Here is a 15,902-nt window from a genome sequence, read left to right on the forward strand (position 1 = left end):
GGCTCAGTCAGCGAAGACGGCGGTGAGCGCGGCGGCGACGTCGCGGTGGCCGCGCACCAGCCGGCAGCGGCCCCGGCCGGCCCGCGCGAGGTCGCGGCCGAGGTCCACGTCGTCCTCGCCGGAGGTGTCGAGCAGGACGTCGAGCCGGGGCAGCCGGCCGGCCACCAGCCGCGGGTCCGGGCCGGCGTTGTGCACGCAGTCGGACAGCAGCAGCACGCGCGCGTCCCGGGGCGGGACGCCGGCCAGCTGCGCGCCGGCGGTCTCCAGCGCGAAGGAGACGTTGGTCAGCCCCTGGGTGGGCACCCGCACGAGCAGGTCGACGACGGCGAGCGGGTCCACGGTCTCCCCGAGCCGGACCAGCGCGGCGGCGTCGGACCAGAAGGCGACGACGGCCAGCCGGTCGCGGGCCAGCTCCCCGGCCAGCGCGCCGACGGTGGCGGCCGCGGTCCGGATCCGCTCGCCGCGCATCGAGCCGGACACGTCGACGACGAGCACCACCGAGCGGCGCCGGCGCACCCGCTCCCGCACGACGACGTCCTCGTCCTCGGGTAGCGGCGTGCCGGCGACCGCCTCCAGCGTGCGCTCGAGGTCCAGCTCGTCGGAGCCGCCGCTCCACCGCAGGCTGGCCAGCTCCCCGAGGCCGCGGCGCGCCCGCCGGTCCCGCGGCGGCCGGGCCACGGCCAGCCGGCGGGCGATCTCCCGGGCCCGCTGCCGCGCCGCCCGGTCCGGCCCGTCGACACCGGCCGGCTCGGCCAGCGGGATCAGCTCCGCCGGCTCGTCGGTCGTGCCGCGCGCGGTGCCGCCGGGCCGCGCGCCGGCCGGCCGGTCACGCCGGCGGCTCCCCGAGGTCAGCGCCAGCCCGCCACCCCCGTGGGCGGGCTGATACAGCGCCGGCTGCTCGGTGAGCTCCTTGGGGCGCCGGCGCAGGGGGCGGGTGCCCCGGGTCCGGCCGGCCGCGCCGCGGTCGCGCCGGGTCAGCGGGGAGTCGGCGTCGATCGTCCTTCAACCGGGCTCGGCGGCGCCGGGACGCAGCAGGAAGTGGTCCTCCCAGATCTCCCGGAGGACGGTCTCGGAGGTCGCGTCGAGGGCCTCGTCGAGGAAGATCCGCCCGGACAGCGCCAGCAGCAGGGCGTCGAGCACGGCGTCCGTGTACTCCTCCGGCAGCCCGCGCGGCGGCTCGACCGAGGGCTCGTCGGGAAGCGGGACGGCGCGCATCGCGGCCAGCTGGGCGGCGACCAGGGCCAGGTCGATGGCCCCGCGCACGCTGCTGCCCTGCCGGACGTCGTCCCGGTCGCGGGTCGCCCGGGTCAGCGCGACGGCGTCGGCGATCAGCCGCGGCGACTCCAGGCCGGTGCGCCGCCCGACGATGCCGCGCTCGGCCGCGGCGTCCTGGTAGTCGACGGCCAACCGGCACAGCCGGTCGTAGACCGAGGTGGACAGCCGGGTGGTGCCGACGTTGTCGTAGGGGTTCATCGAGGCGACGACGCGGAAGGTCGGCCGCGCCTCGACCGTGCCCACGCGGGGGACCGCGATGCGCCGCTCGGCCATGGCGGTCAGCAGCGTGTTGAGCGTGTCCTCCGGTGCCCGGTTGAACTCCTCCACGTAGAGGAAGCCGCCCGAGCGCATCGCCTCGACCAGCGGGCCGGCGACGAAGTTGTCCTCCGTGTAGTCCTCGCGCAGCACCCGCGCCGGGTTGTGGTGGCCGACCAGCCGGGTGGGGGTGAGGTCGGCGTTGCCCTCGACGAACACCAGCGGAATGCCCCACTCGGTGGTGATCGACCGCAGCAGGGTCGACTTCGACGTCCCCGGGGGGCCCTCCAGCAGCACGTCGCGGCCGGCCGAGACCGCCGCCAGCAGCAGGTCGATCTCCCGCTCCCGGCCGACCAGGTGCCCGGCGACCCGCGCCCGCACCTCGCGGACGGAGCGCCCGTCGGTGCCACCGATCCTGCTGCCGGTGATCGCGGTGTCCGGCCCCGGCGGGCCGGCCGCGGTGCGGGAATCGATGCTCACGTGTCCTCCGGCGGCCGGGGGTCCTCGGGCTCTGCTCCGGGCAGGGTAACCAGACCCGCCGGCTGATCAGTGCGAACGGCGCGGTCGGCGGGTCAGCCGGGCCGCTTCTCCCGGGGCAGGGCGAGCGCCGCCACCAGCCCGAGGGCGAGCACGCCGGTGCTGACGGCGAAGGCCACCTGGTAGGAGGCGACGTCGGTGAGCCACCCGGCGGCCAGGGGGCCCACCACCGCGCCCAGGTCGGCCGACATCTGGAACACCGCGACCACCCGGCCGCCCCGGGCCGGGCTGACGTCCCCGACCAGCGCGGCCGGCACGCTGGCCAGCAGCGAGGCGGCCAGCCCGTAGCCGGCCATCGCGACCAGGAACGTGCCGATGCCCGGCGGCAGCACGAGCAGGCCGATGGAGACGGTGGCCAGCGCCGCGCCCAGCACCAGCGACGGACGGCGCCCCCAGGTGTCGGCCAGGCGGCCGGAGCGCAGCAGCCCCACCGCCTGGGCGAGCGACCCGGCCAGCAGGCCCGCGCCGGCCCAGGCCACCGTGCGCCCGAGCTCCTCGGTCACGTACAGCGGCACCAGCGAGTTGCGGATGCCGAAGAGCACCCACCCCACGCCCAGGTTGGCCACCAGCGCGGCGAGGTAGACCCGGGAGCGGAACGCGGCGCGCAGCGGGAGCGGGTCGTCGGAGGGCTCGGGCACCGCGGGGTCCGGCGTCCCCGCCGCCGGGCCGGCGGAGCCGGAGCGCAGGAAGAGCAGGCCCAGACCGCCGGCGAGGAGCAGGAAGCCGGCGTAGAGCAGGAACGGCAGCCGGGGGGAGAGCTCGGCGAGCAGGCCGCCCACGGCCGGGCCGGCGATCCCGCCGAGGATGAAACCGCCCTGATAGGTCGCCGCCGCCCGCCCCCGGTGCGTGGGCGGCGAGACCCGCAGCAGCAGGGACAGCGCCGCCACGGTGAACATGGCGCTGCCGATCCCGCCGGCCGCGCGCAGCGCCAGGAACAGCGGGAAGGAGCCGGCCAGCCCCGCCGCGCCGGTCGTGACCGCGACCGTGACCAGGCCGAGGGTCAGCACCGCGCGCTCGCCGAGCCGCTCGACCAGCGAGCCGCCGGCGAAGGCCGAGGCGAAGCGGAAGAAGGCGAAGGCGCTCACCGCGAGGCCGACGGCGGTGGTGCCCACGCCGAACGAGCGGGCGTACAGCGGGATGGCCGGGGCGACGATGCCGAAGCCGAGGGCGACCACGAAGGCCACGACGGAGAGCACCCCGACCTCGCGGGGCAGCTGCCCGGCGCCCCGCTTCCGCACGAGCACCGATGCTCCCACGGCCCCGGAGGAGGTCCGGGGCGCGCCCCGCCGCGGCCACCGTTCGAGAAGTGGTTGTCCTCCGCACCACTGTGGGCCAGGGTGTCGCCCGTGGACGGCCGGTGGGGGGACGCTGTGCTCCCGCCGAGCGGTTCCTTCGAGCTGACCGGCGACGCGGGTGGCTCCGTGCTGCACCTGCGCGGGGACGTCGACGCGCCGGTGGTGCAGGAGATGGAGGTCGCCGGGGTGGACCCCCGGGCCGTGGTCGCCGTCGACGTCGGCGCGCTGACCTACATCGACTCGACCGGGCTGTCGATGCTGGTCCGCTGGGCGCAGCACGCCCGGGGCACCGGGCGCCCGGCACTGATCCGCCGGCCCACGCCCCGCTTCGTCAAGGTGCTGGAGGTCGCCGGGATCTCCCCGCTGTTCCAGGCCGACGGCCCCTGACCGCCGCGGGGGCCCGGCCGGCCGGCGTCCCCCACCCGCGGGGACGCGTGGCACGGACCGTCATCCGAGCGCAATGGGGGGCCGCCTACAGTTCCCGGGGTCTGGCCGCAGGAGGAGGACGCCGATGGACCGACCCCCCGCGATCGCGCTGCTCGGCCTGGGCGAGGCCGGCTCCGAGATCGCCCGCGACCTGGTGGCCGCCGGGGCCGACGTGCGCGGCTACGACCCCCGCGTGGCCGCGCCCGACGGTGTGCTGCCGCGTCGTGACGAGGCCGCCGCGGTGGTCGACGCCGACCTGGTGCTGAGCGTGAACAGCTCCTCCGACGCCCTGCCGGCGCTGCGCAACGCCCTCCCCGGCCTGCGCGCGGGAACGGTCTGGGCCGACCTCAACACCGCAGCTCCCGGCGTCAAGCGGGCCCTCGCCGACACGGTGGCCGGGCGCGGGGTGCCGGTCGCGGACGTAGCGCTGATGTCGACCGTGCCCGGCCGCGGCCTGCGCACGCCGATGGTCGTCTCCGGGGAGGGCGCGCCCCGGTACGCCGCGCTGCTGGCGGGGTTCGGCGTCCGGGTCGAGCTGTGCGAGGGGCCTGTGGGGACGGCGATCTCGCGCAAGCTGCTGCGCAGCGTCTTCTACAAGGGCGTGGCCGCCGCCGTGGTGGAGGCGCTGGCCGCCGCCGAGGCCGCCGGCGCGGGGGAGTGGCTGCGGGAGAACATCGCCACCGAGCTCGCCGCCTTCACCGCGGGGGACGTCGACCGGCTGGTCACCGGCAGCCACCGGCACGCGCGGCGTCGGGCCGAGGAGATGGCGGCGGCCGCCGAGCAGCTGCGCGAGCTCGGGGTCGGGGCCCGGATCGCCGCGGCGGCCCGCGACCAGCTCCGCGAGCTGATGGCGCCGGAGCTCGCGGCCGACCAGGACGGATCGCGGAGAGCCCGCTAGCGTCGGCTCCCCGACCGAACTCAGCGGGCGTGCGCGTCCGCGCGGGCGGCCTGCCGGCGGCGGCGGTGCGCAGCCATGCGGACCGGCGCATCGGCGCTGCCGTACCCGTCGTAACCGCCGATCCGCTGCACCACCTCGAAGAACACCCGGTCGCCGAGGACCTCGGTGGCCAGGTGCAGGTAGCCGCCGTGCGCGTCCTCCTCGTACATCAGGCCGTGCTCGCGGACGGCGGCCAGCAGGTCGTCCGGGAGGTCGAAGCGCGCGGCCAGGTCGTCGACGTAGTTGGCCGGCATCCCCAGCAGGGGCGCGCCGGCCGCGCGCAGCGCCCGGGCGGTCGCGACGATGTCGTCGGTGGCGAAGGCGACGTACTGGGGCTCGGGCACGGCCGGCGCCCACCCGCCGCGGCGCAGCACGGCCACGCTCAGCGCCAGCCGCACCGCCCGGTCGGGGCCGGTGACCGCGCGGGTGCGCACCAGCCCGAAGGGGGCGGCCAGCTCGGTCACCTCCTGCGGCTCGAGGCCGAGCACCGCCCGGTAGAACAGCCCGGCCTCGTCGAAGGCGTCGAAGGGCTGGGTGAGGCCGACGTGGTCGACGCCGGTCAGGCCGCTGCCCGGCCCGGCGGTCGCGCCGGTCGGCAGGAAGTCCGCCGGCCAGCCGTCGGGCCCGGTGCGGGTGAAGAACACCTGGGTGCCGTCGGGGGCGGCGACGGCGGCGAGGTCGGCCTCCGCGGCGCCGCGGCTGCGGGGCAGCACCGGGGCGCTCATCGCCCCGGCGCGCCGCGCCGACCGGGGCGGGTCCGCGCTCTCCAGGCCGAGGGCGGCGACCGACGCCACGCCGGCCGCCGCCGGGCGGACGACGGAGGCGTTGAGCAGCACCCGCGCGGACCCCTGCTCCCACAGCTGCACCGGCTTGGACCGGTGCTGGCCGGTGTGGGTGAAGCCGAGCGCCGCCAGGACGCCGGCGACCTGCGGGCCGGAGACGCCGTCGACGGCCAGCTCGGTGAACGAGTAGCCGGACAGCGCCGGCGCGGGCGGGGGCACGGACCGCCCGGACTCCTGGCCGCCGACCGCGCGCGCCTCCTCGAGCCACTGCAGGGAGCGCATCGCGTCGACCGCGGTGCGGGCCGGGTCGGCCTGCCGGTAGACGTCGTTGAACACCTCGAGGGACAGCGGGCCGGTGTACCCGGCGGCCCGCACGTGCCCGAGGAAACCGGGGAGGTCGAAGGCGCCCTGGCCGGGGAAGAGGCGGTGGTGGCGGCTCCACTGCAGCACGTCCATCGCCAGCCGGGGTGCATCGGCCAGCTGCAGGAAGAACAGCTTGTCGGCCGGCACCTGCGCGAACCCGGCCGGGTCCCCGCCGCGGGAGAGCACGTGGAAGCTGTCCAGGCACAACCCGAGGGCGGGGGAGCCCGCGCGGCGGACCGCGTCCCACGAACCCTCCCAGGTGGAGACGTGCCGGCCCCAGGCCAGCGCCTCGTAGGCGATCCGCAGCCCTCGCTCGCCGGCCCGGGCGGCCGCGGCAGCCAGCTGCTCGGCGAGCAGGTCGGGGTCGTCGACCGCGTCGTCGGCGACCGACGAGCACACCAGCACGGTGTCGACGCCGAGGCCGGCCATCACGTCGAACTTCCGCTCCAGCCGGCGCAGGTTGCGGGCGAACCGCGCCGGGTCGGTGGAGTCCAGGTCGCGGAAGGGCTGGTAGAGGTCGATGGACAGGCCGAGGTCGGCGCAGCGGGCGGCCAGCTCCGCCGGGGACCACGGGGAGGCGACCAGGTCCGGCTCGAACACCTCGATGCCGTCGAACCCGGCGCCGGCGGCCGCGACGATCTTGTCCTCGAGGGTGCCCGACAGGCAGACCGTGGCGATCGTTCGGCCCCGTCCCGGGTCCCGCCCCGAGCGGAGCGAGGGGTGGGGAGGACGGGGTCCTTCTTCAGCTGACACGGACGTTCCGCTCCGGGCCGGCGACCAGGGTGGTGAAGTGCGCGAGCATCCGCTCGGCGTCGGGCTCCACGCCGGTGAACAGCCGGAAGGCGTCGACGGCCTGGAAGACGGCCATGCCGCCGCCGTCGAGCACCCGGCAGCCGCGCTCCCGGGCGGTCCGGACCAGCTCGGTCTCCAGCGGCCGGTAGACGATGTCGGCCACCCACAGCTCCGGCCGCAGCAGCCCGGCCGGCAGCGGCAGGCCCGGGTGCGCGGCCATGCCGGTCGGTGTGGCGTGCACCAGCCCGTCGGCGTCCTGGAGCGCGACGGCGAGGGTGGCCAGGTTGCCGCCGGTGGCCCGGTCGGCGCCGAAGCGCGCGCGCAGCGCGCCGGCCAGCTCGACGGCCCGCTGCACGTCGACGTCGACGATGGTCAGCTGCCGGGCGCCGAGGGTGAGCAGCGCGTGGGCGACCGCCGCGCCGGCCCCGCCGGCTCCGAGCAGCACGACCCGGCCGAGGGCGGCGTCGGGCAGCCCGCGGTCGAAGGCGCGGGCGAAGCCGGACCAGTCGGTGTTGTGGCCGACGGCCCGACCCCCGCGCAGGACGACGGTGTTGACCGCGCCGAGGGCGGCGGCGTCGGGGGAGAGCTCGTCGAGGTGGTCGAGCACCAGCTGCTTGCAGGGGTGGGTGACGTTGAGCCCGTCGTACCCGGCCAGCCGGGCCGCGGCCAGGATCTCCCCGATCGCGCCGGCCGGCCGCTCCAGCCGGTCGAGGTCCAGCCGCTGGTAGAGGTAGCGCAGCCCCAGCTCGTCGGCCTCGCGCTCGTGCAGCGGCGGGGTGAGGGAGGGGCCGATGCCGGTGCCGACCAGGCCGACCAGGAAGCTGCGCGCGCCGGACGCCATGAACGTCTCCTGCCTATGTACCAGTTGGTGAGTTGTTCCAAGGGGACCACATCCGCGGGTCCGCCGCCAGCCCCCGGCGTGACCGGCGACACGGCACCGGGTGGCACAGCCGGGCGTTCCGGGGCGCACCTACGCTGCTCGGGACGGCTGCTCGGGGCGGCCGCCGAGGTGGGAGGGCGCAGTGACCGTGCAGCACCCCGGGGACGAGCTCCCCGTCGCGGGGGCGCCCGCCGCAGCGCCGGAGCGGACACGGGACGCCGAGCGCACCCGGGCGGAGATCCTCGCCGTGGCCACGGCCGAGTTCGCCGACCGCGGCTACGCCGGTGCCCGGATCAACGAGATCGCCGACAAGCTGAGCACCACCAAGCGGATGATCTACTACTACTTCGGCGGCAAGGAGCAGCTCTACGTCGCCGTCCTCGAGCAGGCCTACAGCCGGATCCGGAGCCTCGAGCAGCAGCTCGACGTGGAGTGCCTGGACCCGGTCGAGGCCATCCGCGAGCTCGCCGGGCTGACCTTCGACCACCACGAGGCGCATCCGGAGTTCATCCGCCTGGTCAGCATCGAGAACATCCACCGGGCCGAGCACATCGCCCACTCCGAGGCCCTGTCGGGGTTGGCCAATCCGGCCGTGGACGTCCTGGGCGCCATCCTCGAGCGGGGCTGGGACGCCGGGCTGTTCCGGGACGACGTCGACGCGCTCGACGTGCACCAGGTGATCAGCGCCTTCTGCGTCTTCCGGACGGCCAACCGGCACACCTTCGGCGCGATCTTCGGTCGCGACATGCTCGATCCGGCCCGCCGGGAGCACCAGCGGCGGATGCTCGGCGACCTCGTCGTCGCCTACCTCACCAGCCGCTGAGGGGCTCGACGGGGCGTTCTGACCTGCCCGCTTGACACGGTGACGGCGGTCACCTCACCATTTGGTACGTAACCAGTTGGTACATAAGCCGCTGACCGCGCACCGGCTCCCCGACGACGCACCCCCGACCGCACCCGGGCCCGACCCGCCGCCCTCCGGCACGACGAGATCGCTGCCGCCGCGCCTCCCCAGGAGACCGACATGAGCACGACCACCGCCCCCGGTGGGACCTCCCACGAGCGCACGCCACGCAAGGCCGCCCTCGCCAGCTTCGTGGGCAGCATGCTCGAGTACTACGACTTCTTCATCTACGGGGCCGCCGCCGGGCTGGTCTTCCCGAAGGTGTTCTTCCCCGAGTCCGACCCCTCCACGGCCACGCTGCTGTCCCTGGCGACCTTCGGTGTCGCCTACGTGGCCCGGCCGCTGGGCGCGGTCGTCATCGGGCACTTCGGCGACAAGGTCGGCCGCAAGCGGATGCTGGTGCTGACCCTGCTGCTGATGGGCGTCTCGACGTTCCTCATCGGCGCGCTGCCCTCCTACGCCGCCATCGGGGTCGCGGCCCCGGTCCTGCTCGTCGCGCTCCGCATCCTGCAGGGCCTCTCGGCCGCCGGTGAGCAGAGCGGCGCCAACTCGATGACGCTGGAACACGCCCCCGAGGGCCGGCGCGGCTTCTTCACCAGCTTCACCCTCGTCGGCACCCAGGCCGGCCTGATCCTCGCCAACCTGGTCTTCATCCCCGTCGCGCTGCTGCCGGAGGACGCGCTGCTCAGCTGGGGCTGGCGGATCCCGTTCTTCCTCTCCGCCGTCGTCGTCGCCATCGGCTACTGGGTGCGCCGCTCGCTGCCCGAGACGCCGGAGTTCGAGCGGGCCGAGCAGGAGCAGACGGTCGTCAAGCTGCCCGTCGCCGTCCTGTTCCGGGACCACTGGGCCGCGGTCCTGCGGGTGGTCCTGTGTGCGCTGGTCTCGGTGGTGAGCACGATCGTCGGCACCTGGGCGCTCGCGCACGGCACGAACGTCGTGGGGCTCGAGCGCTCGACGCTGCTCTGGATGATCATCCTGGCCAACACGGTGGCGCTGGGTGCGCTGATCCTGTGGGCCCAGCTGTCGGACCGGATCGGCCGCCGTCCGGTGTTCGCCTTCGGCGCCCTGGGCTCCGCGGTGACGGTCTTCCCCTTCCTGTGGGCACTGCAGCAGGGCAACGTGGCGCTGATCTTCGTGTTCGGCATCCTGCTGGCCGGCGTCTTCTACTCGGCGGCCAACGGCATCTGGCCCTCCCTCTACGGCGAGATGTTCGACACCCGGGTCCGCTACTCCGGCATGGCGATCGGCACCCAGATCGGCTTCGCCCTGGGCGGGTTCTCCCCGGCGATCGCCGCCGCGATCGTGGGCGAGGGCGTCAACGGCTGGGTTCCGGTCGCCCTGCTGACCGCGGCCGCGGCGACCGTCGCCGGGCTGTGCGCCCTCACCGCGCGGGAGACCGCGCACGTGCCGCTGGAGCAGCTCGGCCGCAAGGACGACGCGACCCGACGCGACCGGGACCTGATCGGCGCCTGACGAAGGACCCCGCTGCCCCCCACCCTCGCAGGCGCGGGGCGGGGCCCTGCAGCGGGGCCGCCTGCGGGCCCCGGCCGACGGCCGGGGCCCGCAGCCGTCCCCCGGAGGTGGGGCCGTGCCCGGCAGCGCGTCGACACCCGGGACCGGCCGCGGGAAGACCTCCGGGCGGCGTCCGCGAGGGTGTCGCCGCAGCGCTGCGGCGGGCTAGCGTGGCTGCAGCCCCGGCATCGCCGGACAGGAGGCCCCATGGGCAAGCCGGTCCTGCTGAGCGTCGACGACGACCCGGGCGTGTCCCGCGCCGTCGCCCGCGACCTGCGCCGTCGGTACGGCGAGGCCTTCCGCGTCCTGCGGGCCACCTCGGGGGCCGAGGCGCTCGACGCGCTGCGTGAGCTCAAGCTGCGCGGCGACCCGGTGGCGGTGCTGCTGGCCGACCAGCGGATGCCCGGGATGAGCGGCGTGGAGTTCCTCGAGCAGGCGATGGACCTCTTCCCCCGTGCCCGCCGGGCGCTGCTGACCGCCTACGCCGACACCGAGGCCGCGATCGCGGCGATCAACCTGGTCGACGTCGACTCCTACCTGCTCAAACCGTGGGACCCGCCGGAGGAGAAGCTCTACCCCGTCGTCGACGCCATGGTCGACGCCTGGCGGCAGACGCCCGACAGCGGCGTCGAGGAGATCAAGCTGGTCGGCCACCGCTGGTCGGCGCCGTCCTTCCGGGCCCGTGACCTGCTGGCCCGCAACGCGGTGCCCTACCGCTGGTACAGCGCCGACGAGCCCGAGGGCCGGCGGCTGCTGCGCGCCGCGGACGCCGGGCCGGACGACGTCCCGGTGGTGATCACCCCCGACGCGCGGATCCTCCGGGCCCCGACCGAGGCCCAGCTCGCCGCGGTGGCCGGGCTCGGCGTCGAGCCGCGGGAGGAGTTCTACGACCTGGCGGTCGTCGGCGGCGGGCCGGCCGGCCTGGGCGCCGCCGTCTACGGGGCCTCCGAGGGGCTGCGCACCGTGCTGATCGAGCGGGAGGCCACCGGCGGCCAGGCCGGCCAGAGCAGCCGGATCGAGAACTACCTGGGGTTCCCCGACGGCGTCTCCGGAGGGCAGCTGGCCGACCGCGCCCGCCGGCAGGCGGTGCGCTTCGGCGCCGAGCTGCTGCTGGCCCGCGACGTCGTCGCCCTCGAGGCGCACGGCCCGAAACGGGTGCTGCGCCTCGACGACGGCCGCGCCCTCGCCGCGCACGCCGTCGTGCTGGCCACCGGGGTGTCCTACCGCAGCCTCGGCGTGGCGGGGGCCGACGAGCTGACCGGCCGCGGGGTGTTCTACGGGTCGGCGATGACCGAGGCCATCGAGTGCTGCGACCGCGACGTGTTCGTCGTCGGGGGGGCCAACTCGGCCGGGCAGGCGGCGGTGTTCTTCGCCGGCTACGCCCGGTCGGTGAGCCTGCTGGTCCGCGGCCCGTCGCTGGAGGCGTCGATGTCGACCTACCTCATCGAGCAACTCGCCGGGATCCGGTCGATCGCGGTGCGCACCTGCACCAGCGTCGAGGCGGTGCACGGCGACGGGCACCTGGAGACGATCACCGTGCGCGACGGGCGGACCGGTGGGCGGGAGACCCTGGAGACCGGCCACCTGTTCGTCTTCATCGGTGGCGCGCCGCGGACCGGCTGGCTCGACGGGGCCGTCGTGCGCGACGAACGGGGGTTCCTCCCCACCGGGCCGGACCTGCTCCGCGAGGGCACCGGGCCGCCGGGCTGGCCGCTGGAGCGGGACCCCTACTTCCTGGAGTCCAGCCTGCCCGGGGTCTTCGTCGCCGGCGACGCCCGGGCGGAGTCGGTGAAGCGGGTGGCCTCCGCCGTCGGCGAGGGCGCCATGGCCGTCACCCTCGTGCACCGGTACCTGGAGGAACGGTGACGAGGGCGGCGAGCCGGGTGAGCCCCGGCGCGCTGCGCGAGCTGTTCCTCTTCGCCGACCTCGACGAGGCGCAGCTGGACTGGGTCGCGTGCAACGCCGACGTCGTGGAGCACCCGGCCGGCAGCGAGGTGGCGGTCGAGGGGGAGCCGGCCGAGTGCTTCTTCGTCCTGCTCTCGGGAACGCTGAGCATGGTCCGCCGCGTCGGGGGGGACGAGGTGGAGATCGTGCGGACCTCCGACCGCGGCGTCTACTCCGGAGCGGTGCAGTTCTACTTCGGCGACCGGATCAGCCAGACCTACCAGGCGACGGTCCGCGCGGTCAGCGACTGCCGGTTCCTGGCGCTGCCCGCCGACCGCTTCGCCGTCGTCTTCCGGCGGTGGTACCCGATGGCCGTCCACCTGCTGGAGGGCCTGTTCGTCGGCCAGCGGACGGCAGCCGAGCTGGTCGGCCAGCGGGAACGGCTGCTCGCGCTGGGCAAGCTGACCGCCGGCCTCACCCACGAGCTGAACAACCCGGCGGCGGCCGCCACGCGGGCGGCCGCCGCGCTGCGGGAGCGGTTCGCCGGCATGCGCCACAAGCTGGCCCTGCTCTCGACGGGGAGGATCGACGGCGCGGTGCTGCGCGCGCTCACCGGGCTGCAGGAGGAGCTCGTGGCCCGGGTCGGCAGCGCTGCGGAACTCACCGCTCTGGAGCGCGCCGACCGGGAGGACGAGCTCGGCGACTGGCTGGAGGACCACGGCATCGGCGCGGCGTGGGAGCTCGCCGGGGTCTTCGTCCCGGCCGGGCTGGGCCCCGGGGAGCTCACCAGGGTCGCCGACGCGGTGGAACCGGGCGCCCTGGAGGCGGCGCTGCGCTGGCTGGCCTACACGGTGGAGACCGAGACGCTGCTGGCCGAGGTCCAGGAGAGCACCGCTCGGATCTCGGCGCTGGTCGACGCCGCCCGGCAGTACTCGCAGCTGGACCGGGCCCCGCACCGGCCGACCGACCTGCACGCCGGGCTGGACGCCACGCTGGTGATGATGAGCGCCAAGATCCCTCCCGGGGTCCAGGTGGTGAAGGACTACGACCGCTCGCTGCCCCCGGTGCCGGCCTACGCCGGCGAGCTCAACCAGGTGTGGACCAACCTCGTCCACAACGCGCTCGACGCCATGTCGGGCGAGGGGACGCTCACCCTCCGCACCGGACGGGAGGGGGAGCGGGCCCTGGTCGAGGTGGCCGACACCGGGCCGGGCATCCCGGAGGAGCTGCAGCGGCGGGTGTTCGAGCCGTTCTTCACCACCAAGCCCGTCGGCCAGGGCACCGGCCTGGGCCTGGACGTCTCCTGGCGGGTCGTGGTCAACCGGCACGGCGGTGACCTGCGGGTGCGCTCGACGCCCGGCGACACCCGCTTCCAGGTGCTGCTGCCGCTGGCCGAGGCCGCCGCGGCCCCGGCGTGACGGCCGCCGGTGCGCGGGCCCCGGGCCTGCGGTACGGGGAACCCGAGGGGCGCTGGGTGCTGCTGGCCACGGTGCTCGGCTCGGGGATGGCGTTCCTCGACGCGACGGTCGTCTCGATCGCCCTGCCCGCCATCGGGGAGGACCTCGGCAGCAGCGCCGCCGGCCTGCAGTGGGTGGTGAACGGCTACACGCTGACCCTCGCGGCGTTCATCCTCCTCGGCGGCTCCCTGGGGGACCGCTTCGGCCGCAAGCGGGTCTTCCTCGCCGGGGTGGTCCTCTTCGCGGTCGCGTCGACGCTGTGCGGCCTCGCCCCGAACACCGGCACCCTGGTGGCGGCGCGGGCGGTGCAGGGCCTCGGTGGTGCCCTGCTGGCCCCCGGGTCGCTGGCGATCCTGCAGTCCTCGTTCGCGGCCGAGGACCGGACGCGGGCGATCGGCGCGTGGTCCGGGCTGTCCGGCATGGCCGGTGCGATCGGCCCGCTGCTCGGGGGCTGGCTGGTGGAGGTGGCCAACTGGCGGCTGGTCTTCCTCATCAACGTGCCGGTGGCGCTGGTCGTCGTCCTCGTCACGCTGCGGCACGTGCCGGAGTCGTCGGACCCGGCCGCCGCCCGCCGCCTCGACGTGCCGGGCACGGTGCTGGCCGCGGTGGGGCTCGGCGGGCTGACCTACGGGCTGACCGCGTGGCAGGAGGGCCAGCGCGGCGTCGTGGCCGCCACGCTGGCCCTCGGCGTCGTCGCGCTGGGGGCGTTCCTGGCCGTCGAGCGCCGCTCGCCGGCGCCGATGCTGCCGCTGCACCTGTTCCGGTCGACGACGTTCAGCGCGGTCAACGCCATGACCTTCCTCGTCTACGCGGCTCTCGGCGGCGTCTTCTTCTTCGTGGTGGTCCAGCTGCAGGTGGTGTCCGGCTTCCCGCCGCTCGAGGCCGGGCTGGCCCTGCTGCCGGTGACCCTGCTGATGCTGGTGCTCTCCGCCCGGGTGGGGGCGCTGTCGAACCGGATCGGCCCGCGGCTGCCCATGGCCCTGGGGCCGCTGCTGTGCGCCCTCGCGCTGGTCGGGCTCTCCCGGATCGGGGCGGGTGCGGACTATCTCACCGACGTCCTCCCGCCGGTGGCGTTGCTCGGCCTCGGCCTCTCGCTGACGGTCGCCCCGCTGACCGCGACGGTGCTCGCCGCGGTCGAGGACCGGTACGCCGGCGTGGCCAGCGGCATCAACAACGCCGTCGCGCGCACCGGCGGCCTGCTCGCGGTCGCGGTGCTGCCGCTGGTCTCCGGGGTCGGCGCGGAGCTCACCGACCCGGCCACGCTGGCGCCCGCCTACCGCACCTCCATGCTCATCTGCGCCGCGCTCATGGCGGTCGGTGGCCTGCTCGCGCTGGCCGCGGTCCCGTCCAGCTACGAGCAGGTGCGGCCGCCGACCGAGCGGGGGGCGGCGGAGTCCCCGTGCCGGGTGCACTGCGCCGTCGGGGCCCCGCCGCTGCAACCTGGCGGGGAGCCCTCCCGCCCGTGATCATGGGCTGCGCGCCGCCCGGCGCGGCGGGCGCGCCGGAACTCCGCAGGTAGGAGCGCCGGCATGCGGGGTAGGGCAGCGACCATGACGGTGATCGGCTTCCACAACTCGCACGAGCAGGTGCACCCCGGCGAGCTGCTGCGGGCGGTGCAGCACGCCGAGGAGGTGGGCTTCACCGCGGCGATGTGCTCCGACCACCTCGAGCCGTGGAACGAGCGCCAGGGGCACTCGGGCTTCGCCTGGTCCTGGCTCGGCGCGGCGCTGGCCACCACCGGCCTGCCCTTCGGCGTGGTCAACGCCCCGGGGCAGCGCTACCACCCGGTGATCATCGCCCAGGCGGTCGCCACGCTCGGGGCCATGTTCCCGGGCCGCTTCTGGGTAGCCCTCGGCTCCGGGGAGGCCATGAACGAGCACGTCACCGGCGAGGCGTGGCCGCGCAAGGAGCTGCGCGACGCCCGCCTGCGCGAGTGCGTCGACGTCATCCGGGCCCTGCTCGCCGGCGAGGAGGTCAGCCACGACGGGCTGGTCACCGTCGACCGCGCCCGCATCTGGACCCTCCCGGAGCGGCAGCCGGCCCTGATCGGGCCCGCCGTCACCGCCGCCACCGCCGCCCGGCACGCGGAGTGGGCCGACGGCCTGGTCACCATCAACCAGTCGCACGACACCCTCCGCGAGCTGATCGAGGCCTACCGCGGTGCCGGCGGCCAGGGGACGCTCACCCTGCAGGTGCACGTCAGCTGGGACCCCGATCCCGACCGCGCGCTCGCCATCGCCCACGACCAGTGGCGCAGCAACGTCTTCCCCCCGCCGCTGTGCTGGGACCTCGACACCACCCGGGCCTTCGACCTGGCCAGCGCGCACGTGCCCCCCGAGGCGGTGACGCAGGCGGTGCGCGTCTCCGCCGACCTCGGCCGGCACGCCGCCTGGCTCGCCGAGTACGCCGACCTCGGCTTCGACCAGATCTACCTGCACCACGTGGGCAAGGAGCAGCTGCCGTTCCTCGACGCCTTCGGGGCGCACGTGCTGCCGCAGCTGGAGGTCACGGCCCCGGCGCCGGCGGTCGCGATCGACCCGCCGGGGCCGGCCGAGCCGCTGCGGCCGCACCAGGAACTCCGGCCCGCGGTCGCGAACTGAGCA

13 protein-coding genes are annotated in these 15,902 nt (G+C 75.8%); 8 read left to right on the forward strand and 5 right to left on the reverse strand.

The window, feature by feature from the left end; all coding sequences use genetic code 11:
- Window positions 1-3 precede the first annotated feature (3 nt).
- The 3 genes from BMZ50_RS17165 to BMZ50_RS17175 form a co-directional block, all read right to left on the reverse strand.
- Complete coding sequence (locus BMZ50_RS17165) at window positions 4-678, reverse strand: vWA domain-containing protein (protein WP_245753692.1); 675 nt, start codon at window positions 676-678, stop codon at window positions 4-6.
- A gap of 324 nt (window positions 679-1,002) precedes the next feature.
- Window positions 1,003-2,010, reverse strand: coding sequence for an AAA family ATPase (locus BMZ50_RS17170; RefSeq protein ID WP_245753693.1), 1,008 nt, complete (start codon window positions 2,008-2,010; stop codon window positions 1,003-1,005).
- Window positions 2,011-2,102: 92 nt separating this feature from the next.
- Window positions 2,103-3,311, reverse strand: a complete 1,209-nt coding sequence (locus tag BMZ50_RS17175; RefSeq protein ID WP_245753694.1) for an MFS transporter — start codon at window positions 3,309-3,311, stop codon at window positions 2,103-2,105.
- 102 nt (window positions 3,312-3,413) lie between these two features.
- On the opposite strand from BMZ50_RS17175, the gene BMZ50_RS17180 reads away from it, so the two are divergent.
- Window positions 3,414-3,749 (forward strand): STAS domain-containing protein, encoded by a 336-nt coding sequence (locus BMZ50_RS17180; RefSeq protein WP_143087206.1) that lies wholly within the window; start codon window positions 3,414-3,416, stop codon window positions 3,747-3,749.
- A gap of 124 nt (window positions 3,750-3,873) precedes the next feature.
- Window positions 3,874-4,686, forward strand: coding sequence for a DUF1932 domain-containing protein (locus BMZ50_RS17185; RefSeq protein WP_091327085.1), 813 nt, complete (start codon window positions 3,874-3,876; stop codon window positions 4,684-4,686).
- A 20-nt stretch (window positions 4,687-4,706) separates the two neighbouring features.
- On the opposite strand, the gene BMZ50_RS17190 is transcribed toward BMZ50_RS17185, so the two are convergent.
- The gene (locus BMZ50_RS17190) at window positions 4,707-6,623 is read right to left on the reverse strand and encodes a sugar phosphate isomerase/epimerase and 4-hydroxyphenylpyruvate domain-containing protein (RefSeq protein ID WP_218146316.1); all 1,917 of its coding nucleotides are present in this window, start codon (window positions 6,621-6,623) and stop codon (window positions 4,707-4,709) included.
- Window positions 6,613-7,503 carry a shikimate dehydrogenase gene (locus BMZ50_RS17195; protein WP_091327087.1) on the reverse strand — a complete coding sequence of 297 codons (891 nt, stop codon included), beginning with the start codon at window positions 7,501-7,503 and terminating at the stop codon, window positions 6,613-6,615. The genes BMZ50_RS17190 and BMZ50_RS17195 overlap by 11 nt, the downstream gene beginning before the upstream one ends.
- A gap of 181 nt (window positions 7,504-7,684) precedes the next feature.
- Here BMZ50_RS17195 and BMZ50_RS17200 point away from each other — a divergent pair, with 181 nt between their 5' ends.
- The 6 genes from BMZ50_RS17200 to BMZ50_RS17225 all read left to right on the forward strand — a co-directional run bounded on the left by BMZ50_RS17200 (window position 7,685) and on the right by BMZ50_RS17225 (window position 15,899).
- Window positions 7,685-8,365 (forward strand): TetR/AcrR family transcriptional regulator, encoded by a 681-nt coding sequence (locus BMZ50_RS17200; RefSeq protein WP_245753695.1) that lies wholly within the window; start codon window positions 7,685-7,687, stop codon window positions 8,363-8,365.
- Window positions 8,366-8,566: 201 nt separating this feature from the next.
- On the forward strand, window positions 8,567-9,919 hold the full coding sequence (locus BMZ50_RS17205) for an MFS transporter (RefSeq protein WP_091327089.1): 1,353 nt from the start codon (window positions 8,567-8,569) through the stop codon (window positions 9,917-9,919).
- Window positions 9,920-10,165: 246 nt separating this feature from the next.
- The gene (locus BMZ50_RS17210; protein WP_091327091.1) at window positions 10,166-11,824 is read left to right on the forward strand and encodes an FAD-dependent oxidoreductase; all 1,659 of its coding nucleotides are present in this window, start codon (window positions 10,166-10,168) and stop codon (window positions 11,822-11,824) included.
- Window positions 11,821-13,260, forward strand: coding sequence for an ATP-binding protein (locus tag BMZ50_RS17215; protein ID WP_091327093.1), 1,440 nt, complete (start codon window positions 11,821-11,823; stop codon window positions 13,258-13,260). Before BMZ50_RS17210 ends, BMZ50_RS17215 begins: the two co-directional genes overlap by 4 nt.
- Entirely contained in the window at window positions 13,257-14,765 is a 1,509-nt protein-coding gene (locus BMZ50_RS17220) for an MFS transporter (RefSeq protein WP_245753696.1), read from the forward strand. Before BMZ50_RS17215 ends, BMZ50_RS17220 begins: the two co-directional genes overlap by 4 nt.
- Window positions 14,766-14,828: 63 nt before the next feature.
- A complete protein-coding gene (locus BMZ50_RS17225; RefSeq protein ID WP_245753697.1) occupies window positions 14,829-15,899 on the forward strand; it encodes a TIGR03885 family FMN-dependent LLM class oxidoreductase in 1,071 nt (356 codons plus the stop codon).
- Window positions 15,900-15,902: the final 3 nt, after the last annotated feature.

This window comes from Geodermatophilus ruber (assembly GCF_900114385.1).
Taxonomy (GTDB): Bacteria; Actinomycetota; Actinomycetes; order Mycobacteriales; family Geodermatophilaceae; genus Geodermatophilus; species Geodermatophilus ruber.

Coding starts and splice junctions, on each gene's coding strand:
- BMZ50_RS17205 (WP_091327089.1), top strand. CDS start 8,567: ATGAGCACGACCACCGCCCCCGGTGGGACCTCCCACGAGCGCACGCCA.
- BMZ50_RS17195 (WP_091327087.1), bottom strand. CDS start 7,503: ATGGCGTCCGGCGCGCGCAGCTTCCTGGTCGGCCTGGTCGGCACCGGC.
- BMZ50_RS17185 (WP_091327085.1), top strand. CDS start 3,874: ATGGACCGACCCCCCGCGATCGCGCTGCTCGGCCTGGGCGAGGCCGGC.
- BMZ50_RS17210 (WP_091327091.1), top strand. CDS start 10,166: ATGGGCAAGCCGGTCCTGCTGAGCGTCGACGACGACCCGGGCGTGTCC.
- BMZ50_RS17225 (WP_245753697.1), top strand. CDS start 14,829: ATGCGGGGTAGGGCAGCGACCATGACGGTGATCGGCTTCCACAACTCG.